The sequence below is a fragment of the Allochromatium vinosum DSM 180 genome (assembly GCF_000025485.1).
GTDB lineage: Bacteria > Pseudomonadota > Gammaproteobacteria > Chromatiales > Chromatiaceae > Thermochromatium > Thermochromatium vinosum.
Map to the genome: position 1 here is coordinate 2,376,767 of NC_013851.1, position 21,387 is coordinate 2,398,153.

Here is a 21,387-nt window from a genome sequence, read left to right on the forward strand (position 1 = left end):
GACCACCCGTTGACTCAAGCCGGATCAAGAATTCGCATGGCCATACTCGATATCCTCACCTTTCCCGACCCGCGACTGCGCCAGAAGGCGCGGCCCGTCGAGCAGGTCGACGACCAGATTCGTCGACTGGTCGACGACATGCTCGAAACCATGTATGCCGCCCCCGGCATCGGACTGGCCGCGACCCAGGTCGATGTCCAACGCCAGATCATCGTCATCGACGTGTCCGAGGGACACGACACGCCGCTGTGCTTCATCAATCCGCGCCTCGTCGCACGCGAGGGCACGGAGCAGATGGACGAGGGTTGTCTGTCCGTCCCCGGTTTCTTCGAGACCGTGACCCGTGCCGAGCGCGTCACGGTCGAGGCGCTCGACCGCGATGGCAAGCCCTTCAAGCTCGACGCCGATGGTCTGCTCGCCGTCTGCATCCAGCATGAGATGGATCATCTCGACGGCAAGCTCTTCGTCGATCACATCTCCATCCTCAAGCGTCAGCGCATCCGTCACAAGCTCGAGAAGCAGCGCAAGGAGCGCCAGCACGCCGAGGCGGCGCGCGCTCGCGAGGCCGCCGAGCCGCGCCGCAGCGCCGTCTGAGCCGCCTCACACCCCGAACCGAGCCATCCATCGACAGCCGATCCACTGATGAAACCGCTTCGCCTCCTGTTTGCCGGCACGCCCGATTTCGCCGTTCCCTGTCTCGCCGCCCTGCTCGACGCCGGGCATGAGGTGATCGGCGTCTACACCCAGCCCGACCGCCCGGCCGGACGCGGGCGCAAACTCCAGATGAGTCCGGTGAAGGCGCTGGCGCTCGATCGCGGCCTCGCGGTCTATCAGCCCGAGAGCCTCAAGCGCGATCCCGAGGCCGTCGAGCAGCTTCGCGCGCTCGGAGCCGATCTGATGGTGGTGGTCGCCTATGGTCTGCTGCTGCCGGTCTCGGTACTGGAAGCGCCCCGGCTCGGCTGTGTCAACGTCCATGCCTCGCTGTTGCCGCGCTGGCGCGGCGCAGCGCCGATCCAGCGCGCCATCCTCGCCGGTGACGCGGAGACGGGTGTCTGCATCATGCGCATGGAGGCGGGACTCGACACCGGACCGGTCTACCATCGGGTCGCCACACCGATCGATCCGCGCGAGACCGGCGGCACCCTGCACGACCGGCTCGCCGAACTCGGTGCGCGTGCGCTCGTGGACGCCCTGCCCGGTATCGCCGAAGGTTCGCGCGCGCCGGACGCGCAAGACGATGCGCTGGCCACCTATGCTCACAAGCTCAGCAAGGATGAAGCGACGATCGACTGGAGTGCGCCCGCTGATGCCATCGAACGTCAGGTGCGCGCCTTCGATCCCTGGCCGGTCGCTCAGACCACGCTGGAGGGTGCGACACTGCGGATCTGGTCGGCCGAGGCGGAATCCGAAGACGCGGCCGGGGATTCGGCGGCGCCCGGAACCGTCATCGGGGCCGATCGCACCGGCATCCGGGTCGCCACCGGCGCGGGTCGGCTGTGCGTCACGCGCCTGCAACCGGCGGGCAAGAAACCCATGAGCGCGGCGGACTACCTGAACGCGCGACACCTGGACGGCGCGCGTTTTGACTGAGCGCAGACGTCACCACACCCCAACCGCCGCCTCGCCGGGCGCCGAGTCGCGCGCTGCGGCCGCGCGCGCCCTGCATGCGGTGCTCGATCGCGGTCAGTCGCTCACGCGCGTGCTGCAAGCCGACACGACACGGCGCGCGCCGGCCGATCAGGCGCTGGTGCAAGAGATGGTCTATGGCGCGCTGCGTCTGCTGCCGCGTCTGCGCCTCATCGCCGGCCGCCTGCTCGAACGCCCGCTCAAACCGCGCGATGGCGATTTGCAGGCGTTGATCCTGGTCGGACTCTATCAGCTCGGCTTCATGAAGACGCCGTCGCACGCGGCGGTCTCGGCCACGGTCGAGGCCACGCGCCTGCTCGGCAAACCCCGGATGGCGGGTCTGGTCAACGCCCTCCTGCGGCGCTTCCAGCGCGAGCATGAAGCCTTGCTGGCCTGGGTCGACACCCAGCCCGAATCGCGCTGGCTCTTTCCCGACTGGCTGCTCGAACGGCTGCGCGCGGACTGGCCGGACGACTGGGAATCGATCGTCCTGGCCAGTAATGAACGCGCGCCCATGGCGCTGCGCGTCAATCCGCTCCAGGGGACGCGCGCGGACACTCTGGCCGAACTGGAGTCAGCCGGGATCGGCGCGTGCGCTATCGACGGACTCGATACCGGCGTGCGGCTCGACCAGCCGCGCGCCACGCGCGATCTGCCGGGTTTCATCGAGGGCCGGGTCTCGGTCCAGGACAGCGGGGCGCAACTGGCCGCGCGCCTGCTCGACGCTCAGCCCGGCGAGCGGGTGCTCGATGCCTGTGCCGCACCCGGCGGCAAGACGGCGGCCATCCTGGAGCGCGCCGGCAACGCGCTCGATCTGGTCGCCATCGACAGCGATGCCGCGCGTCTGGCCACGGTCGGCACGACGCTCGACCGGCTCGGACTCAAGGCTCAGGTACGGGTCGGCGACGCGGCCGATCCGCACGGCGACTGGACCGCCCGTCCCTTCGATCGCATCCTGCTCGACGTGCCCTGCTCGGCGACCGGCGTCATCCGCCGTCATCCCGATATCAAATGGCTGCGCCGCCCCGACGACATCGCCGCGCTCGCCGCCACCCAGTCGCGCATCCTGGACGCCATCTGGCCGCTGCTGCGTCCGGGCGGACGCCTGCTCTATGCCACCTGCTCGCTGCTCGCCGAGGAGAACGAGCGCCAGGTCGACGCCTTCCTCGCCCGCCGCACCGATGCGCGCGCGCTGGATCTGCCGACCGACTGGGGCCGCCCGCGTCCGCCCGGACGCCAGCTCCTCCCGACCACTCAGGGACACGACGGCTTCTTCTACGCCCTGCTCGCCAAGGATGCGTCATGACCTCGGGCAAGGTCTCCCGTGTCACCCTGATCCTCGCCCTGAGCCTTCTGCTGGCGCTCACGGCCGAGGCGCTGGCGCGCTCAGGCTTCAGCGTCAAGCAGGCCCAGGTCAGACCGGAGGCCGGACAACTGGTCCTGAACGCCAGCGTCGACTTCGTGTTCAGCGAACCCGTGCTGGAGGCGCTCGATCATGGCGTGCCTCTGACGCTCGTCTTTCACGTCCAGGTACGCCGCACCGAAGCCTGGATGTGGGAGGACAGTCTGGTCGACGAGCAGTGGCGCTATACCATCCGCTACCGGCCGCTCTCCGAGCGCTACGAGGTCCATCGTCTGCCGAGCCACGACGGGCGCGACTTCGTCACCCGCGACGCGGCCATCCGCGCCCTGGGTGAACTCACCGACCAGGCGCTCATCGGACTCGACCGGCTCGACCCGGACGAGGACTACGAACTTCAGATCAAGGTCTTCCTGGACATCGAGGAGCTGCCGCTGCCGCTGCGCCCCATGGCGTATCTCAAGCCATCCTGGAAGCTGTCGAGTGGTTGGACGACGTGGCCTCTAAACCACTGACCTGGCATCGCGGACTCGCTACCCTGCCGGTTGCGCTCCTGATCCTCGGACTCCTGGTCGTGCTGGTGCTGATGCGCGACGCCGTGGAGAACTCCGAGACGCTCAGTCGCGCCTTCCTGCCGCTGCTGTCGGTGGTGCTGGCCGGACTGCTGGTGCTGGCCGTGCTGGTGGCCGTCAACATCGTCAAGCTGGTGCGCCGCTATCGCCGTCAGGCGGCCGGCTCGCGTCTGACGGCGCGCATCGTGGTGCTGTTCTCGCTGATCTCGCTGCTGCCGGTGGGGGCGGTCTACTATTTCTCGCTCGGCTTCCTGCTGCGCGGCATCGACAGCTGGTTCGATGTCGAGATCGGGCGTGCCATGCAGGACGCGCTGGTGCTCAATCAGGCTTCGCTCGACCTCAACCAGCGGCTGCTGGTCAAGATCAGCGAACAACTGCTGGCCGGGATCGAGGATCGCTCGGCCACAGCCATCGCACTCAGTCTCAACGATCTGCGCCGCCGCGCCGGGGCCATCGAGCTGACCGTCTATGGCGCCGGCGGGCAGGTGCTGGGCACGGCCAACGAGGATCCGACCCAGCTGGTTCCCAGTCAGGCCGAACGCGAGATCCACCACAGCGTGCGCGCCGGCACCAACTATGTCGGACTCGAGAGCGGGCCGGGCAACGAACTGGTGGTGCGCACTCTGGTCCAGGATCCGCGCGGGCGTCCGATGCTGATGCAGGGCGTCTTCCCGACCTCGGCGCGCATCAGCGAGCTGTCCAACCGGCTGGAGGACGCCTACAACCGCTATACGGAGCTGGCCTATCTGCGCCAGTCGCTCAAGCTGAGTTTCTCGCTCACGCTCTCGCTGGTGCTCGTGTTCGGACTCATGGCCGCGCTCATCGCCGCCTTCCATACGGCGCGGCGGCTGGTGGCGCCCATCGCCGACATCGCGCGCGCCACGCGCCTGATCTCGGACGGCGACTACGAGCAGCAGATCGCCCTGCCCCGTCACGACGACGAACTGACCTTCCTGGTCGCCTCCTTCAACGCCATGTCGCGCCGCATCGCCCAGGCGCGCGACGCGGCGGCGCACAGCAAGCAGGCCGTCGAGACCCAGCGCAACTATCTGGAGACCATCCTCGGGCGGCTGTCCTCGGGTGTGGTGGCCTTCGACGAGGTGCAGCGACTGCGCACGGCCAATCCGGCCGCGCTCCAGATCCTGGCATTCGATGAGACCAGGGAGCCCGTCACGCTCGAATGCCTGGAACGCGCCAGTCCCTGGCTCACCCCCTGGACCGAGACGGTGCGCCGTCACGTCGCCGAGGCCCGGCCCTGGCGTGCGGAGGTGACGCTGCAACGCGACGAGACCAGCCAGACGCTCATGTGTCGCGGCAGTCCGCTGCCTCTGCCCGACTCGACCCAGCGCGGTCATGTGGTGGTGTTCGACGACATCAGCTCGCTGATCGTCGCCCAGCGCAACGCGGCCTGGGCCGAGGTCGCGCGGCGGCTCGCCCACGAGATCAAGAATCCGCTCACGCCGATCCAGCTCTCGGCCGAGCGTCTGCGTCACAAGTTGCTGGCCAAGGCCGATGAAAACGACGCGCGGATCATCGAGCGCGCCACCGGCACCATCATCCAGCAGGTCGAGGCCATGAAGGCGATGGTCAACGACTTCTCGGACTACGCCAAGAGCCCCAGACTCCAGGCCGAACCCTTCGTCTTCGACCGGCTCGCGCGCGAGGTGCTGGATCTCTATCGCAGCGCGGGTGTTCCGGCGCTCAGGATCACGCTGGGCGCCCCCGACGCTCAGGTGCGGGGCGATCCCTTGCGACTGCGGCAGGTCATCCATAATCTGATCAAAAACGCCCAGGAAGCCCTGGAGGGCCGCACCGAGGCGCGCATCGAGGTCGGCACCGAACTCGTCCAGGCCGACGACACGTCCTATGTGCAGTTCCGGGTCGCCGACAATGGTCCGGGGTTCGAGCCGCAGCTCATGGACCGGCTGTTTGAACCCTATGTCACCACCAAAGCCAAGGGCACGGGCCTGGGTCTGGCCATCGTCAAGAAGATAATCGAGGAACATGGCGGTATGATCGGGGTCGAGAATCGCGATTCGGGCGCCCTGATCCGGGTCCGAATCCCAGTCTGGCAAGCGACCGCCGCCCCGGCGGTCCACGGTCGGGAGCAACACGAAGTATCATGAGCGCAACCCATATCCTGGTCGTCGACGACGAACCCGACATCCGTGGCCTGGTCAAGGAGATCCTCGAAGACGAGGGCTATGCCGTGGCCGTGGCCGAGAACGGCGAGGCGGCGCGGCACGCCCTGCGCGACCGCCGTCCCGATCTGATCCTGCTCGACATCTGGATGCCCGACATCGACGGCATCTCACTGCTCAAGGAGTGGGCCGAGGACGATGGACTGCCCTGCCCGGTGATCATGATGTCGGGGCACGGCACGGTGGAGACGGCGGTCGAGGCCACCCGGCTCGGCGCCTACGATTTCCTCGAAAAGCCGCTGTCCATGGCCAAGCTGCTGCTGACCCTGGAGCGCGCGCTCGAGGCCGACAAGCTCCAGCAGGAGAACATCGGACTCAAGCGTCGCGCGCCCCAGGTCCATGAGCCGGTCGGACGCAGCGCAGCCATGCAGCGACTGCGCGAGCAGGTCAAGCGCATCGCCCAGCACGACACCTGGGTGCTGATCACCGGCGAGGCCGGTAGCGGGCGCGAGACCTTCGCGCGCTATCTGCACTCACAGAGTGCGCGCAAAGAGCGTCCCTTCATCGATCTGAGCGTCTCCGCGCTGGCCGGCGGCAATGCCGCGCGCGAGCTGTTCGGCGTCGAGGAGGGCGAGCACACCCATTACGGCAGTCTGGAAAAGGCCGCCGGCGGCACACTGCTGCTCGACGAAGTGGCCGACATGGAATGGGAGGCGCAATCCAAGCTGCTCGGAGCGCTCGACAGCGGGTCGTTCCTGCGCGTCGGCGGCAGCGAGCCGGTGCGTATCGACGTGCGCATCATCGCCATCACCCAGCGCAATCTGGAAGAGGAAGTGCGTGCCGGACGTTTCCGCGAGGATCTGTTCTACCATCTCAACGTGGTGCCGCTGAACATCCCGCCGCTCAGCGAACACGCCGAGGATGTGCCCGATCTGCTCAACTTCTATCTCGACTATTTCGCCACCCACGAGAAGCTGCCCTACCGGCGCTTCAGCGTCGGCGCCCAGAACTTTCTGCGCAACTATGGCTGGCCGGGCAATGTGCGCGAATTGAAGAATCTGGTCCAGCGGGTGCTGATCCTGGGCGCGGGCGACGAGATCAGTCAGAAAGAGGTCGAGAGTGCGCTCGGCGCTCCGCCGCCGGTCCAGGTGCAGACGCTCGACGGGCTGGTGTCCTTCGATCAGCCGCTGCGTCAGGCACGCGAGCAGTTCGAGAAGGCCTATCTCGACTACCAGCTCGAAAAGCACCAGGGCAACGTCAGCAAGATGGCCAAGGAGGCCGGGATGGAGCGCACCCATCTCTATCGCAAGCTGCGCTCGCTCGGCATCGAGATCAAGGAACGGCGTTGAGAGGCTGTAACGGATGAAGATCATCATCCTCGGCGCCGGTCAGGTCGGCTCCTCGGTCGCGGCCAATCTGGTCAGCGAGGCCAACGACATCACCGTGGTCGATCAGGACGCGGATCTGCTGCGCGACCTGCAGGACCGCTTCGATCTGCGCACGGTGCAGGGCCACGGCGCCCACCCAGACGTGCTCACGCGCGCGGGCGCCGAGGACGCTGACATGATCATCGCGGTGACCAACAGCGATGAGACCAACATGGTCGCCTGTCAGGTGGCCTACACGCTCTTCCATACCCCGACCAAGATCGCGCGCGTGCGTGCCCAGAGTTTTCTCGATCAGCCCAGGCTGTTCGGCACCGAGGCGCTGCCGATCGATGTCGCCATCAGTCCCGAGGCGCTGGTCACGGATTACATCCTGCGTCTGATCGAGAATCCGGGCACGCTCCAGGTGCTCGACTTCGCCGGCGGGCGCATCCGAATGGTGGCGGTGCGCGCCTTCCATGGCGGGCCGCTGGTCGGTCAGGAACTGCGCACGCTCAACGAACACATGCCGCACGTCAAGGCGCGCGTGGCGGCCATCTATCGTCAGGATCACGCCATCCAGCCCGAGGGCGACACCCGCATCGAGGTCGACGACGAGGTGTTCTTCGTCGCCGCGCCTGCACACATCCGTACCGTGATGGGCGAGCTGAGACGGCTCGATCCGTCCTACAAGCGGCTGATCATCGCCGGCGGCGGCAATATCGGCATGCGATTGGCCAAGGCGCTGGAACCGAACTACCGGGTCAAGCTCATCGAACGCAACCTCAAGCGTTGCAAACAGATCGCCGAGGATCTGGAGCGCACCATCGTGCTGCATGGCGATGCGGCTGATCAGGAATTGCTGCTGGAAGAGAACATCGAGAACACGGACATCTTCTGTGCCGTGACCAACGACGACGAGGCCAACATCATCTCGGCGATGCTGGCCAAGCGGCTCGGGGCGCGCAAGGTGATGGCGCTCATCAACCGTCCGTCCTATGTGGATCTGGTCCAGTCGGGAGCCATCGATATCGCCATCTCGCCCCAGCAGGCCACCATCGGCAGTCTGCTCAAACACGTGCGGCGCGGCGACGTGGTCATGGTGCATTCGCTGCGCCGTGGCGCGGCCGAGGCCATCGAGGCCATCGCTCACGGCGATCCGACCTCCAGCAAGGTGGTCGGGCGGCGGATCTCGGAACTGAAACTGCCCAAGGGCGCCATCATCGGCGCCCTGGTGCGCGGCGATGATGTGCTGATCGCGCATGGCGAGACCGTCATCGAGTCCGAGGATCACGTCATCCTCTTCCTGCAGGACAAGCGCCGCATCCAGGAGGTCGAACGACTGTTCCAGGTTGGCGTCACCTTTCTATGAAATTCGACGCGGTTCAGAAGGTTCTGGGGCTGTTGCTGACCATCTTCAGCTTCAGCATGCTGCCCCCGGTGGTCGTCTCGCTCATCTACGACGAGGGCGGCGCCGGCCCCTTTCTGGCGGCTTTCACGCTGATCTTCGGCCTGGGGCTGCTGATCTTCCTGCCGGTGTCGCGCTCGCACGAGGTGCTGCGGGTGCGCGACGGCTTTCTGGTGGTGGTGCTGTTCTGGACCGTGCTCGGACTGGCCGGCGCCCTGCCCTTCTGGCTGGCGCCCAATCCGGCCGTCTCGGCCACGGACGCGGTGTTCGAGTCGATCTCGGGGCTGACGACCACAGGCGCCACGGTCATCATCGGTCTGGACCATCTGCCCAAGTCGATCCTGTTCTATCGCCAGCAGCTCCAGTGGCTCGGCGGCATGGGCATCATCGTGCTGGCGGTGGCGGTGTTGCCGATGCTCGGGGTCGGCGGGATGCAGCTCTTCCGCGCCGAGATGCCCGGCCCGATGAAGGACTCCAAGCTCACGCCGCGCATCACCGAGACGGCCAAGGTTCTGTGGTACATCTATCTTTGGATGACGATCGCCTGCGCGCTCGCCTACTGGTTGGCGGGGATGACGGTCTTCGATGCCATCGGGCATGCCTTCTCGACCGTGGCCATCGGCGGCTTCTCGACCCACGATCTGAGCATCGGCTATTTCGACAGCACCGCCATCGAGCTGATCGCCGTGATCTTCATGGTACTGGCCGGGATGAGCTTCACCCTGCACTTCATGGTCGTGCGACGCCAGGATCCGCGCCTGTACTTCCAGGACAGTGAATTCCGGCTCTATCTGCTGGTACTCCTGACGGTCATTGCGATCACGACCCTGGTGCTCTACGAAACCCAGACCTATTCGAGTTGGTGGGAGTCCTTCACCAAGGGGCTGTTCCAAGCCGTCTCGATCGGCACCACGACCGGCTTTGCGACCGCCGAGTTCTATGCCTGGTCGCCCTTTCTCCAGATCCTGCTGCTGCTGTCCAGCTTCATCGGTGCCTGCGCGGGGTCCACCGGCGGCGGAATCAAGGTCATCCGCTTCCTGCTGCTCATCAAGCAGGGCGTGCGCGAGATCGGGCGCCTGATCCATCCCAATGCCCAGATTCCGGTGCGCATCGGCGGCAAGACGATCAATCATCGCGTGGTCGATGCGGTCTGGGGGTTCTTCTCCCTCTATGTGGCGAGCTTCATCCTCATGTATCTGATGCTCGCCGCCACGGGATTGGATCTGGTGACGGCGTTTTCAGCGGTCGCGGCCTGCATCAACAATCTCGGCCCCGGACTGGCCACGGTCGGCCCGCACTACGCCGATCTCAACGATACGGCCAAATGGATCCTCTGCTTCGCCATGCTGCTCGGGCGGCTGGAGATCTTCACCCTGCTGGTGCTGCTGTCACCGGCGTTCTGGCAGCGCTGATCACGAAATCGACCAGTTCCACGATCTCGGTCAATGGCAGCACGGGCGGATGGGGACAGACGGGCGGCGGATCATCGGTCGCGAGCGCGATGATCTCCGGATCGTCCGGATAGAGCGGTGGCTGACCCAGCGCGGCGCGATAGACCTCGATCTTGGGATAACGGGCGTGCTTGAACCCCTCGACCAGCACCAGATCGAGCCGGTCACGCTCGAAACGCGCCAGCATCGAGTCCAGATCGGGATCTTCGCCCTTGCGGTCGTTCTCCACCTGCAAGGCCCAGCGCTCGCGCGAGGCCAGCAGCGTCTGAGCCGCCCCGGCGGCGCGGATCTCATAGCTGTCCTTGCCCGGACGATCCAGGTCGAAGCTGTGGTGGGCGTGCTTGAGATAGCCGACGCGCAGACCCCGCGCCTGGAGCGCCGCGACCAGATGCCGCAGCAGTGTCGTCTTGCCGCTGCCGCTGGGGGCGACGAAGCCGAATACCGGAAGATCGGACGAGGTCGGGGAGGCGGTCATGTTTGGCTGGGTGAACGATCCGCGTCGTCATGGACCGAACGCGCCTGATCGACATAGCGATCGCGCGCGGCCTTGGCGCGGCTGAAGATTTCGAGCAGATGCTCGCCATCGGCGCGGCGGATGCTCTCGGCCAGATCCGTCATCTCGACGCCGAAGCGCGCCAGCATCGCACTGAGCGCCTCGCGATTGGCCAGACAGATGTCGCGCCACATGACCGGACTGCTGGAGGCGATGCGGGTGAAGTCGCGAAAGCCGCCGGCGGCATAGCGGAAGATCTCGTCGTTCTCGCGCATCCGTGCCAGCGCATCGACCAGCCCGAAGGCGAGCATGTGCGGCAGGTGGCTCGTTGCCGCGAGCACTTCGTCGTGGTGGGCGACCGACATCGCCGTGATCTCGGCTCCGCAGGTCTCCCACATGGCCGTGACCCGCGCCACGGCCTCGGGGTCGGTCTCGGCCAAGGGGGTCAGGATCACGCGGCGATCCCGGTAGAGTTCGGCGAAGGACGCCTCCACCCCGCTGTGCTCGGTACCGGCGATCGGGTGTCCCGGCACCAGTCGCGGCGGCACGCAGCCGAAGACCGCGCGCGCGTCCTCGACCACGCTGCATTTGACGCTGCCCCCATCGGTGACGATGGCCTCGGGCCGCAAGCTGTCGCGCATGGCCGCCAGCGCCCCGCGCATGGCGCCGAGCGGCACGGCCAGGAACACCATGTCGGCCTCGCGCACTGCTTCGGCCGGGTTCTGGGTGATACGGTCGACCACGCCCAGTTCGAGCGCGCGTTCCAGATTGCCCAGCGAACGCCCGCAACCGACGATCTCGCCGACGGCGCCGGCCGCCCGTAGCGCACGCGCCAGCGAACCGCCGATCAGTCCAACCCCGATGATCGCGAGCCGTTCGATCATGACGCCAGCACGTCCTCGAAGGCGGCGATGAAGCGCGCGTTCTCGGACTCCAGCCCGACGCTGATGCGCAGATGGTTCGGCATCCCGTAGTTGCCGACCGGGCGCACGATGACGCCACGGCGCAGCAGGGCCTCGTTGATGGGGGCGGCCGGGCGTCCGCAGTCGACGGTGACGAAGTTGCCCACCGAGGGGATGTAGGTGAGTCCGAGCCGCTCGAAGGCGCCGGTCAGTTGCTTCATCCCGGCGCGGTTCAGCTCGACCGAGGCGCGCACATGCTCGCGGTCGTTGATCGCCGCGATCGCCGCCGCCTGGGCCAGGGCATTGACGTTGAACGGCTGGCGCACCCGGTTGAGCAGATCGGCGACACGGGGATCGCTGAGCGCATAGCCCACGCGCAGCGCCGCCAGACCATGGGCCTTGGAGAAGGTCCGGGTGACGATCAGGTTGGGGAAGGTCTCGACCCAGTGGGTCGCATCCGGGAAGTCCGGCTCGGCGACGTACTCGGTATAGGCTTCGTCGACCACCACGATGCAGGTCTTGGGCAGCGAGCCGATGAACGACTTGAGCGGTTCGGCGGCCAGCCAGGTGCCGGTCGGGTTGTTGGGATTGGCGATCCAGACCACGCGGGTCCGGTCGTTGACCAGCCGCGCCATGGCGTCCAGGTCGTGGCCGTAATCACGGGCCTTGGCCACGCGCGCGGTTGCACCGACCGACTGGATGGCGATCGGATAGACGGCGAAGGCGTGCTCGGAGAACACCGACTCGGCCCCAGGGTGCAGAAAGACGCGCGCGATCAGGTCCAGCACATCGTTGGAGCCATTGCCGATCGTCACCGCCGTGGGCGAAAGGCCATGATACTCGGCCAGTGCACGACGCAGCTCGAATCCGCCGCCATCGGGATAGCGGCCCAGCTCGGCGAGCACGGCGGCCATGGCCTCGCGCGCGCGCGGCCCCGGACCCAATGGGTTCTCGTTCGAGGCCAGTTTGACCGAATCGCTGATGCCCAGCTCGCGTTCCAGCTCGGAGACCGGCTTACCGGGCACATAGGGCGTGAGTCCGGCGATCCAGGGAGCGGCCAGTGACAGGAAGGGATTTTCGGTTTGACTCATGACGGATGTATCCAACAATACGTTCAATAGCGATGACGACGCGCGCGGCCCTCAGAGCACGGCGACCGGATAGGAACCCAGCACCTTGAACAGCAGCGCATCCTGTTCGAGATTCTGCAGGGCATAGGCGACCTTGGGGTCTTGTCGATGGCCGAGGATGTCGACGAAGAACACATAGTCCCAGATGCCGCGACGCGACGGGCGCGACTCGATGCGGGTCATGCTGATGCCGTGCACGGCCAGCGGTGCGAGCAGACTGTGCAGACCGCCCGATTGATTCTTGCACGAGAGCAGCAGACTGGTCTTGTCCTGTCCGCTCGGCGGCGAGTCCTGCTTGCCGATGACCAGGAAGCGCGTGGTGTTGCTCGGCTCGTCCTCGATACGCTCGGCAAGCACCCTGAGTCCGTAGATCTCGGCGGCCTGGAGACCGGCGACGGCGGCGGCTTCCGGATCTGAGGCCACCAGACGCGCCGCCTCGGCATTGCTGCCGACCGGCAGACGCTCGGCGATGGGCAGATGACGGTCGAGCCATTCGCGACACTGGGCCAGCGACTGCTGGTGCGAATAGACCCGCCGGATACTGGCGAGATCCGCGGCCTTGGTCAACAGATGCTGATGGACGCGCAGACTGACCTCGCCGGTGATCATCAGCGGCGAGTTCATGAACAGATCGAGCGTATGGCTGACCACACCCTCGGTCGAGTTCTCGACCGGCACCACGCCGAAGTCACAGGCCCCGGACTCGACCTCGCGAAAGATCTCGTCGATGGTGGGCATGGCCTGCGTGACGACCGAATGGCCGAAATGCTTGATCGCCGCCGCCTGGGTGAAGGTGCCCTCCGGCCCCAGGAAGGCGGCATTGAGCGGACGCTCCAGGGCCAGACAGGCCGACATGATCTCGCGGAACAGGCGCGCGACCTCCTCGCCGTCGAGCGGCCCCGGATTGGCGTCCTTGATCCGGCGCAGGACGGCGACCTCGCGCTCGGGACGGTAGAACTGCACCGACTCGCTCTGCGATCCGGTCTTGATGTGCGCGACCTGCTGGGCGCAGCGCGCGCGCTCGCTGATCAGTTGCAGGATCTCCAGGTCGATGGCGTCGATGCGGTCACGCACTGCCGCCAGTGCCTGCTGTTCCTGGTTGGCGCTTTCGCTCATGGCGTCTATCCTCCCCGGCCTCAACCGCCGAGACAGCGCACGGAAAGCACGCCGTCGATGGACCGGATCAGCGCGAGCGTGTCCTCCGGACAGGGCTTGTCGACATCGACCAGGGTCACGGCCACGTCGCCGCGCGAGCGGTTGAGCATGTCGATGATGTTCAGCCCGGCGGCGGCCAGATCGGTCGAGATCTGACCGAGCATGTTGGGCACGTTGCTGTTGACGATGGCCAGACGCTGCCCCTCGGTGCGTGGCAGCACGATGTCGGGGAAGTTGACCGAGTTGGTGACGTTGCCGTCCTCCAGATAGTCGCGGATCTGATCGGCGACCATGATGGCGCAGTTGTCCTCGGCCTCGCGGGTCGAGGCGCCCAGGTGCGGCAGAGTGACGACGCGCGGATGATCCTTGAGCCGGTTGCTCGGGAAGTCGCAGCAATAGGCGTAGAGCTGACCCGAGTCGAGCGCCGCGATCACGGCCTCGTCGTCGAGGATGCCCTGACGCGAGAAGTTCAGCAGCACCGCGCCCTTGGGCAGGATACGGATCCGCTCGGCATTGATCATGTGGCGCGTCTGATCGGTGAGCGGCACATGGAAGGTCACGAAGTCCGACCGCGCGAGCAGATCGTCGATGCTCAGGGCCTGCTTGACGTCGCTGGCCAATTGCCAGGCGCGCTGCACGGTGATGGTCGGGTCATAGCCGATGACGTGCATCCCGAGCGCGCGCGCGGCGTTGGCCACCTTGACGCCGATCGCGCCCAGACCGACGACGCCGAGCGTGCGCCCCGGCAGCTCGAAGCCGGCGAAGCGTTTCTTGCCGGCTTCGACCGCCTCGTTGATGGCCGCATCGTCACCCTGGAGTTCACGGGCGAACTGCCAGGCCTGAGCGATGTTGCGCGCCGACATCAGCATCCCGGCGAGCACCAGTTCCTTGACCGCATTGGCATTGGCGCCCGGTGCGTTGAAGACGGCCACGCCGCGCTTGGTCATCTCGGCCACGGGCACATTGTTGGTGCCGGCGCCCGCGCGCCCGATGGCCTTGACCGACTCGGGGATCGGCAGGTCGTGCATCTTGGCCGAGCGTACCAGGATGGCGTCGGGATGGGCGATCTCGGAGGCGATCTCGTAGCGCTCGCGCGGCAGGCGCTCCAGGCCGACCACCGAGATGTTGTTGAGCGTCTGGATTTTGAACATGTGCGTCGACTCGAACCTCTGTGGTGAATCTCGAAGCGCCTCGGATCAACAGCTGCAATTTCAGTATGCGGTGAGGCACGAACCGCATCATCCTGCGCCCCCACGGCGCCCGAGTGTAGCGTTTTGCCGGAGTGCCGTGTATGGCCCGGGGAAACGCTCGCCATCGCCGCGATGGTTTACTCTGTTTTGCCCCTTCCTAAGGGGGACTCATGCTACCTGATTTTCCGCTCCCTGAGTCTCAGGCGCCGTTTTTCGAGAACTTGACCAAGGAGCATAGAGCCGCGAGGCGGCAAATTTAGAATGGCTCCGGCTCCGAACGGAAACATCGCAGGGCGTTCGGGTATACTCGCACGGACAAACCACGCTTTAACGGATCGGAACCGGTCATGCGCTGCTGGGCGAACAATCTCTTCATCGTCATCGTCGTCCTGCTGGGCACGCTCGCCATGCTCGGGGCCTGCGGTCAGAAGGGTGATCTCTACCTGCCCGAACCGGTCTCCACGTCCGCCGTGCCGTCCGGCGCCGATGTCCCGACCCCACCGCCAGCGCCGCTGGAGTCCGGGACGGGTGACGCTCAACCCTAAATACTCAGATACCCCCCACGCCGCATGGATCACTTCAATGACCGCGACGGACTCCTCCACGCCGAGGAGGTGCCGCTCACCGAGATCGCCGAGCGCTTCGGCACGCCCTGCTACGTCTATTCGCGCGCCACGCTCGAACGCCACTGGCGCGCCTTCGAGCGCGCCTTTCGCGATCATCCGCACCTGATCTGCTTCTCGGTCAAGTCCAACTCCAACCTCGCGGTCCTGAACGTGCTCGCGCGGCTGGGTTCCGGCTTCGACATCGTTTCGGTCGGCGAGCTGGAGCGGGTGCTGGCCGCCGGCGGCGATCCGGCCAGGGTCGTCTTCTCGGGCGTGGGCAAGCGCGCCGACGAGATCCGGCGCGCGCTGGAGGTCGGCATCCGCTGCTTCAACGTCGAGTCCGAGTCCGAGCTGACCCGGATCGACCGGATCGCCGGTGAACTCGGGGTCCGGGCGCCGGTGTCGCTGCGCGTCAACCCGGACGTCGATCCCCAGACCCATCACTACATCTCCACCGGCCTGAAGGAGAACAAGTTCGGCATCGACATCCAGGAGGCCGAGTCGGTCTATGCGCTGGCTGCCGCGATGCCGAACCTGAAGGTCGTCGGCATCGACTGTCACATCGGCTCGCAGTTGACGGATCTGGCGCCCTTCATCGACGCGCTCGGGCGGGTGCTGGCGCTGGCCGACCGGCTGTGCGCCTCGGGGATCGCCATCGAGCATCTGGATCTCGGCGGCGGACTCGGCATCCGTTATCGTGAGGAGCATCCGCCGGAACCGGCCGCCTATGCCGCCGCCATGAGCCATCTGCTGGCCGATCGTCCGTATGAAGTGATCCTGGAGCCGGGACGCGCCATCGTCGGCAATGCCGGTGTGCTGCTGACGCAGGTCGAGTATCTCAAGCACGGGCCGCACAAGCATTTCGCCATCCTCGATGCGGCCATGAACGACCTGCTGCGTCCGGCGCTCTATCAGGCTGGTCACGAGATCGTGCGCGTTGTTCAGGAGACCGACGCCGATCCGAGCCGTTACGATCTGGTCGGCCCGGTGTGCGAGACGGGAGACTTTCTCGGCAAGGACCGCACCCTGGCGCTCGAAGAAGGCGATCTGGTCGCGGTGCGCGGCGCCGGGGCCTATGGCTTCACCATGAGCTCCAACTACAACAGCCGTCCGCGCGCCGCCGAGGTCATGGTCGACGGCGACCGGGCCTATCTGGTGCGCGCGCGCGAGCAGGTCGCCGATCTCTACGCGGGCGAGCAGTTGCTGCCGTCCGAGACGCCCGACGCCGCCGCATGAAACGTCGTCCCGAACCCGAATTGATGGATGGCGAGGCCCAGGCGCTCGCCTATGCCGAGGCCGATTTCAACGCCTCCAACACGCTCTTCATCGAGCTGTTGCGCCGACTGGCGCCCGGACCGCTCGCGGGCGCCACGGCGCTCGATCTCGGGTGCGGACCGGCGGATATCGTGATCCGCTTTCTGCGCGCCTATCCGGGCGCGACCTGTGACGCGCTCGACGGCTCGCGTCCGATGCTGGAGCTGGCCCGGCAAGCGCTCGATGCCCAGCCCGAGATCGCCGCGCGCGTCCGACTACTGCATGACGTCATCCCGTCCGAGCAGCTGGCACGCGGGCAGTACGATCTGGTGATCTCCAACAGCCTGCTGCACCACCTGCCCGACCCGGCCGTGCTGTGGCGGACGGTGCGCGAGACGGCCAAGCCCGGCGCGCCCGTGCTGATCATGGACCTGATGCGCCCGGCCTCGCCCGGCTGGGTCGAGGCGCTGGTCGAGAGCTATGTCGCCGACGAATCCGAGATCCTGCGCACCGATTTCCGCAACTCGCTCTATGCCGCCTTCGAGCCGGCCGAGGTGAGCGCGCAGCTTGCTGCCGCCGGTCTGGACAGTCTGGAGGTCGCTGTGGTCAGCGATCGGCATCTCGCCGTCATGGGGTTCCTGCCGACATGAGACTGCGCTTCACCAAGATGCAGGGGCTGGGCAACGACTTCGTCGTCTTCGACGGCGTGCGCCAGCGGGTCGACCTAGATGCCGGATTCGCGCGACTCCTGGCCGATCGGCGCTTCGGCATCGGCTGCGATCAGATCCTGCTGGTCGAGCCGCCGCGTCTGCCCGAGACCGATTTCCACTATCGCATCTTCAACGCCGACGGCTCCGAGGTCGAGCAGTGCGGCAATGGAGCGCGCTGCTTCGCGCGCTTCGTCCGCGACCAGGGGCTGACCGACAAGGACGAGATCCCGGTCGGCACGGCGGCCGGCGCGATCCGGCTCTATCTGGAGCCGGATGGTCAGGTGCGGGTCGACATGGGTGCGCCCGCGTTCACACCAGCGCGTATTCCGTTCTCGGTCGAGACCGAGACAGCGGACGCGACCTATCCGCTGGAGATCGAGGACCGGACGCTGACCATCGGCGCGCTCTCCATGGGCAATCCGCACGCGGTCCTGATCGTCGACGACGTCGAGTCGGCGCCGGTCGCCACGCTCGGGCCGCTGATCGAGCACCATCCGGACTTCCCGCGCCGGGTGAACGCCGGGTTCATGCAGATCCTCGGGCCGAACGCGATCCGGCTGCGGGTGCACGAGCGCGGCGCGGGCGAGACGCTCGCTTGCGGCACCGGCGCCTGTGCCGCCGTGGTCAGCGGACGCCGGCGCGGACGGCTCGACGAGCGGGTGCGGGTCGCGCTGCCCGGCGGCGAGCTGGTGATCGAGTGGCGCGGTCCGGGGCATCCTGTCTGGATGACGGGACCGGCCGTCAACGTCTTCGAAGGCGAGATCGAACGATGAGGGGATGCGCGTGATGCATCAGGCCGAACACAGCCTGGACGAGGCCCTCGACCCGGAGCGACAGGTCGTCGACTATCTCATGGCCCATCCGGACTTCCTCGCCCGTCACCCCGAGGTGCTGAGCGCCATCGAGGTGCCGCACGGCATCCAGGGCGCGGTGTCGCTGATCGAGTATCAGGTCCGCCTCCTGCGCCGTCAGCTCGCGACCGAGCGCAACCGGCTCGTCCATCTCATCGCGCGCGCGCGCCGGAACGAAGCCCTGGCGATCCGGCTGCATGGCCTGATCCTGCAACTCATGGTGGTCAAGGATCCCGAGCATCTCTGTCACCTGTTGCGCGAGACCCTGCTGCGCGAGTTCCACGCCGAGGCGCTGGCGTTCAAGCTCTTCGCGCGCGCCACTCTCGAAAGCCGGCCGCACGATCCGGTGGCCAATGCGTTCGCCGACTTCATCGACCGCCGCAACGCGCTCTGCGGCCCCCTGAGTTCCGAGCGGGCCGTGGCGCTCTTCGGCGAGGGCGGCACAGGCATCCATTCGGCGGCCATCGTTCCGATCCACGCCGACGGCCAGTCCGGCATCATCGCCATCGGCAGTGCGGACGCCACCCGCTTCAGCCCCGAGATGGGCACCGACTTCCTGAACCGACTCGGGGAGATCATCAGCCAGAAGCTCAGGACCGTCCATCTCGGCAACTGCGAGCCGCACTGATCCGCGTCCGACCATGCCCAAACGCCTGGACGCCCCCGCCGCGCCGACCTCGATCGACACGCCCCGGATCGAGCGTTTCCTCGCGCATCTGGCGCATGAGCGGCAGCTGTCCGAGCATACGGTTCGCGCCTACCGGCACGACCTGAACCAGATCGCCGTCTGGCTCGCCGATCAGGGCGAGCCGGGCGCGGAGCCGATCGCATCGCTCGACGAGGCCGGCATCCGGCGCTATACCGCCTGGCGCCATCGCCAGGGCGTCTCGGGCAAGACGCTTCAGCGCGAACTCTCCAGCCTGCGCGGGTTCTACCGCTGGCTGTTGCGCGAGAACCAGGCCGTGGCCAATCCGGCCGTCGGCCTCCGCGCGCCCAAGAGTCCGCGCAAGCTCCCGCACACCTTCGACGCCGATCAGCTCGGCGCCCTGCTCGATCCGGTGGACGAAGATCCGCTCATGATCCGCGACACGGCTATGGTCGAGCTGTTCTATTCCTCGGGTCTGCGTCTGGCCGAGCTGGTGAGCATCGACCTGGGCGATATCGATATGTCTGAAGGCGAACTGGGCGTGATCGGCAAGGGGTCGAAGAGCCGGCGCGTTCCGGTCGGTCGGAAGGCACGCGAGGCGATCGAACGCTGGCTGGCGGTGCGTTCGGCACTGGCCGATCGAGACGAGCGGGCGCTGTTCGTCAGTCTGCGCGGCGGGCGCATCCATCCACGCACGGTCGAGAAGCGGCTCGCACGCTGGGCGGTCGAACGGGGCGCCAGCCGACATCTGCACCCGCATCTGCTCAGACACAGCTTCGCGAGCCATCTGCTGGAGTCCTCCGGCGATCTGCGCGCCGTGCAGGAACTGCTGGGCCATACCGACATCGGTACGACGCAGATCTATACCCATCTCGACTTCCAGCATCTGGCTCAGGTCTACGATCAGGCCCATCCGCGTGCACGCAAGAAAGCCTCGAAGCCAGACGAACGGCCCTGATCAACGCGACGATCCCACACCATGCTCCTGTCACCCAAATACCGCTTCCTGTTCGTCCATATCGCCAAGACCGGCGGCACCAGTGTGCGCGCCGCGCTCGAAGGGCTACGCTGGCGCGACCCCTGGTACTACCCGATGTTCCTGTGCAGCCGCTTCAGCCATCTGAGCGGGCACCGGATCGCCGCCAAGCTGCCGCGTCACGCCAAGGTGGTCGCGGCCAAGGAGTTGCTGCCCAGGGAATATTTCGACAGCCTGTTCAAATTCGCCTTCGTGCGCAATCCCTGGGATCTCCAGGTGAGTTCCTTCCATCACATCCGGCGCGAACGGCCGCAGTATCTCGGCGGACACGAGACCTTCGAGGATTTTCTGCGCTGGAAGCTCGATCCGGAGCGGCCCTATCAGTATCACATCGATACCTCGATCACGCTCCAGACCGACTATCTGATCGATCTCAGCGGCACGGTGGTCGTCGACTTCATCGGGCGCTACGAGCGTCTGAACGAGGATTTTGCGACCGTCTGCGACCGCATCGGCATCCGTGCTCCCGCCCTGCCCCACGAACGTCAGGCTCGGGATCGGAAACGCGACTACCGCAGCTATTACAGCGACGAAACCGCCGAGTTGGTCGCGCGCCATTTCGCGCGCGACATCCGGATGCTCGATTACCGCTTCGATCCCTGATCTCAGGAACTGGGCACGAGATCGCGATAGGCATGCCAACTGGCGTGCCCCACGAGCGGGATGGCGATGAAGAGGCCCAGGTAGAAGGTCGCCAGCCCGGCGCCGACGATCAGCACGATCAACCCCGCCCAGAGCAGCATGGGGCCGGGATTTTGCGTCACGGCGCGCACACTGGTGCGCATGGCGGTCAGGGCGTCGACGTGTCGATCCGTGAGCAAGGGCACGGTGATGGCCATGATCCCGAAGACGACGGCTGCAAACCCGGCGCCGACGAGCGTGATCGCGATCAGGAGCAGCAGGTGTTCCCCCGAGAAGAAGAGCACCGGCAGGAAGTTGTCGAGGGTCGGAAAGGGGGCGTCGAACAACAGCGCGACCAGCACCAGCGAGACCACCAGCCAGGCTTGCAGGGTCACGAACAGAAAGGCCGAGACCATGCCCAACTGACCCTGGTTGCGCTTGAAGGCCTCCAGCGCCTGACAGGACTCCAGCGACTCGCCCCGCTCCAGATGGGCACTCATCTGATAGAGCCCGATCGACAGCATCGGCGCCATCAGAAAGAAACCGGCGATCAGAAAGGGCACCAGAAAGGTCAGCTCGCCGAGGATCATCAGCGTGGTGATCAGCAGACTGATCAGCACGATCCCGGTGCCGTAGGTCAGGCTGTAACCGGGTGCGGCGCGCACATCGGCCCAGCCCTTGCGCAGCCATTCCCAGGGATGGCTGAAATCGATAGTCGAGACGCGCAGACCCGCTTGGCCGTCGAAGTGATCGGCCGTCATGACGTGTGGCATTGGCAGGCTCCTCCAGAGTGTTCTAATCGTTATCGAACGCGCCCTGGAACGAAGCGTGTCATGACGAGCACCGGCCAGGCGCGCCCTGTCCTGATGGGG

At 66.4% G+C, this 21,387-nt stretch carries 21 protein-coding genes; 15 read left to right on the top strand and 6 right to left on the bottom strand.

Annotated features, from left to right (window positions below):
• The first annotated feature begins 36 nt into the window (after positions 1–36).
• Genes def through ALVIN_RS10370 form a run of 8 tightly spaced genes read left to right on the top strand, consistent with a single transcriptional unit; the run spans position 37 to position 9,883 of the window.
• Positions 37–594 carry a peptide deformylase gene (gene def / locus ALVIN_RS10335; protein WP_012971267.1) on the top strand — a complete coding sequence of 186 codons (558 nt, stop codon included), beginning with the start codon at positions 37–39 and terminating at the stop codon, positions 592–594.
• A 48-nt stretch (positions 595–642) separates the two neighbouring features.
• A complete protein-coding gene (fmt, locus tag ALVIN_RS10340; RefSeq protein WP_012971268.1) occupies positions 643–1,590 on the top strand; it encodes a methionyl-tRNA formyltransferase in 948 nt (315 codons plus the stop codon).
• Positions 1,583–2,932: a 16S rRNA (cytosine(967)-C(5))-methyltransferase RsmB gene (rsmB, locus tag ALVIN_RS10345; protein ID WP_012971269.1), complete on the top strand. Its 1,350-nt coding sequence runs from the start codon at positions 1,583–1,585 to the stop codon at positions 2,930–2,932. The genes fmt and rsmB overlap by 8 nt, the downstream gene beginning before the upstream one ends.
• Positions 2,929–3,501, top strand: coding sequence for a DUF4390 domain-containing protein (locus tag ALVIN_RS10350; RefSeq protein WP_012971270.1), 573 nt, complete (start codon positions 2,929–2,931; stop codon positions 3,499–3,501). Before rsmB ends, ALVIN_RS10350 begins: the two co-directional genes overlap by 4 nt.
• Positions 3,483–5,684 carry a sensor histidine kinase gene (locus tag ALVIN_RS10355; protein WP_012971271.1) on the top strand — a complete coding sequence of 734 codons (2,202 nt, stop codon included), beginning with the start codon at positions 3,483–3,485 and terminating at the stop codon, positions 5,682–5,684. Before ALVIN_RS10350 ends, ALVIN_RS10355 begins: the two co-directional genes overlap by 19 nt.
• On the top strand, positions 5,681–7,048 hold the full coding sequence (locus tag ALVIN_RS10360; protein WP_012971272.1) for a sigma-54-dependent transcriptional regulator: 1,368 nt from the start codon (positions 5,681–5,683) through the stop codon (positions 7,046–7,048). The genes ALVIN_RS10355 and ALVIN_RS10360 overlap by 4 nt, the downstream gene beginning before the upstream one ends.
• A gap of 13 nt (positions 7,049–7,061) precedes the next feature.
• A complete protein-coding gene (trkA, locus tag ALVIN_RS10365) occupies positions 7,062–8,435 on the top strand; it encodes a Trk system potassium transporter TrkA (protein ID WP_012971273.1) in 1,374 nt (457 codons plus the stop codon).
• The gene (locus ALVIN_RS10370; RefSeq protein ID WP_012971274.1) at positions 8,432–9,883 is read left to right on the top strand and encodes a TrkH family potassium uptake protein; all 1,452 of its coding nucleotides are present in this window, start codon (positions 8,432–8,434) and stop codon (positions 9,881–9,883) included. The genes trkA and ALVIN_RS10370 overlap by 4 nt, the downstream gene beginning before the upstream one ends.
• Here the strand turns inward: ALVIN_RS10370 and mobB are convergent.
• Genes mobB through ALVIN_RS10395 form a run of 5 tightly spaced genes read right to left on the bottom strand, consistent with a single transcriptional unit; the run spans position 9,840 to position 14,753 of the window.
• The gene (gene mobB, locus ALVIN_RS10375; protein ID WP_012971275.1) at positions 9,840–10,397 is read right to left on the bottom strand and encodes a molybdopterin-guanine dinucleotide biosynthesis protein B; all 558 of its coding nucleotides are present in this window, start codon (positions 10,395–10,397) and stop codon (positions 9,840–9,842) included. The two genes, ALVIN_RS10370 and mobB, sit on opposite strands and share 44 nt — an antisense overlap.
• A complete protein-coding gene (locus tag ALVIN_RS10380; RefSeq protein ID WP_012971276.1) occupies positions 10,394–11,299 on the bottom strand; it encodes a prephenate dehydrogenase in 906 nt (301 codons plus the stop codon). The genes mobB and ALVIN_RS10380 overlap by 4 nt, the downstream gene beginning before the upstream one ends.
• Positions 11,296–12,408, bottom strand: coding sequence for a histidinol-phosphate transaminase (gene hisC, locus ALVIN_RS10385; protein ID WP_012971277.1), 1,113 nt, complete (start codon positions 12,406–12,408; stop codon positions 11,296–11,298). Before hisC ends, ALVIN_RS10380 begins: the two co-directional genes overlap by 4 nt.
• A gap of 51 nt (positions 12,409–12,459) precedes the next feature.
• Positions 12,460–13,563 carry a prephenate dehydratase gene (pheA, locus tag ALVIN_RS10390; RefSeq protein WP_012971278.1) on the bottom strand — a complete coding sequence of 368 codons (1,104 nt, stop codon included), beginning with the start codon at positions 13,561–13,563 and terminating at the stop codon, positions 12,460–12,462.
• Between the two features lie 20 nt (positions 13,564–13,583).
• Complete coding sequence (locus ALVIN_RS10395) at positions 13,584–14,753, bottom strand: phosphoglycerate dehydrogenase (protein ID WP_012971279.1); 1,170 nt, start codon at positions 14,751–14,753, stop codon at positions 13,584–13,586.
• Between the two features lie 386 nt (positions 14,754–15,139).
• Between ALVIN_RS10395 and lptM the strand changes: the two genes are divergently transcribed.
• The 7 genes from lptM to ALVIN_RS10430 are packed head-to-tail and all read left to right on the top strand — an operon-like array spanning position 15,140 to position 20,497.
• A complete protein-coding gene (gene lptM / locus ALVIN_RS10400; RefSeq protein ID WP_012971280.1) occupies positions 15,140–15,337 on the top strand; it encodes an LPS translocon maturation chaperone LptM in 198 nt (65 codons plus the stop codon).
• Positions 15,338–15,361: 24 nt separating this feature from the next.
• Entirely contained in the window at positions 15,362–16,633 is a 1,272-nt protein-coding gene (gene lysA / locus ALVIN_RS10405) for a diaminopimelate decarboxylase (protein ID WP_012971281.1), read from the top strand.
• Entirely contained in the window at positions 16,630–17,301 is a 672-nt protein-coding gene (locus ALVIN_RS10410) for a class I SAM-dependent methyltransferase (RefSeq protein ID WP_012971282.1), read from the top strand. The genes lysA and ALVIN_RS10410 overlap by 4 nt, the downstream gene beginning before the upstream one ends.
• On the top strand, positions 17,298–18,134 hold the full coding sequence (gene dapF, locus ALVIN_RS10415) for a diaminopimelate epimerase (RefSeq protein WP_012971283.1): 837 nt from the start codon (positions 17,298–17,300) through the stop codon (positions 18,132–18,134). The genes ALVIN_RS10410 and dapF overlap by 4 nt, the downstream gene beginning before the upstream one ends.
• Positions 18,135–18,138: 4 nt before the next feature.
• Positions 18,139–18,840 (top strand): DUF484 family protein, encoded by a 702-nt coding sequence (locus ALVIN_RS10420; protein WP_223295204.1) that lies wholly within the window; start codon positions 18,139–18,141, stop codon positions 18,838–18,840.
• A gap of 13 nt (positions 18,841–18,853) precedes the next feature.
• A complete protein-coding gene (gene xerC, locus ALVIN_RS10425) occupies positions 18,854–19,816 on the top strand; it encodes a tyrosine recombinase XerC (RefSeq protein ID WP_012971285.1) in 963 nt (320 codons plus the stop codon).
• Between the two features lie 21 nt (positions 19,817–19,837).
• Positions 19,838–20,497, top strand: a complete 660-nt coding sequence (locus ALVIN_RS10430; RefSeq protein WP_012971286.1) for a sulfotransferase family 2 domain-containing protein — start codon at positions 19,838–19,840, stop codon at positions 20,495–20,497.
• A 2-nt stretch (positions 20,498–20,499) separates the two neighbouring features.
• On the opposite strand, the gene ALVIN_RS10435 is transcribed toward ALVIN_RS10430, so the two are convergent.
• Positions 20,500–21,288: a DUF2189 domain-containing protein gene (locus ALVIN_RS10435; protein ID WP_012971287.1), complete on the bottom strand. Its 789-nt coding sequence runs from the start codon at positions 21,286–21,288 to the stop codon at positions 20,500–20,502.
• Positions 21,289–21,387 lie beyond the last annotated feature (99 nt).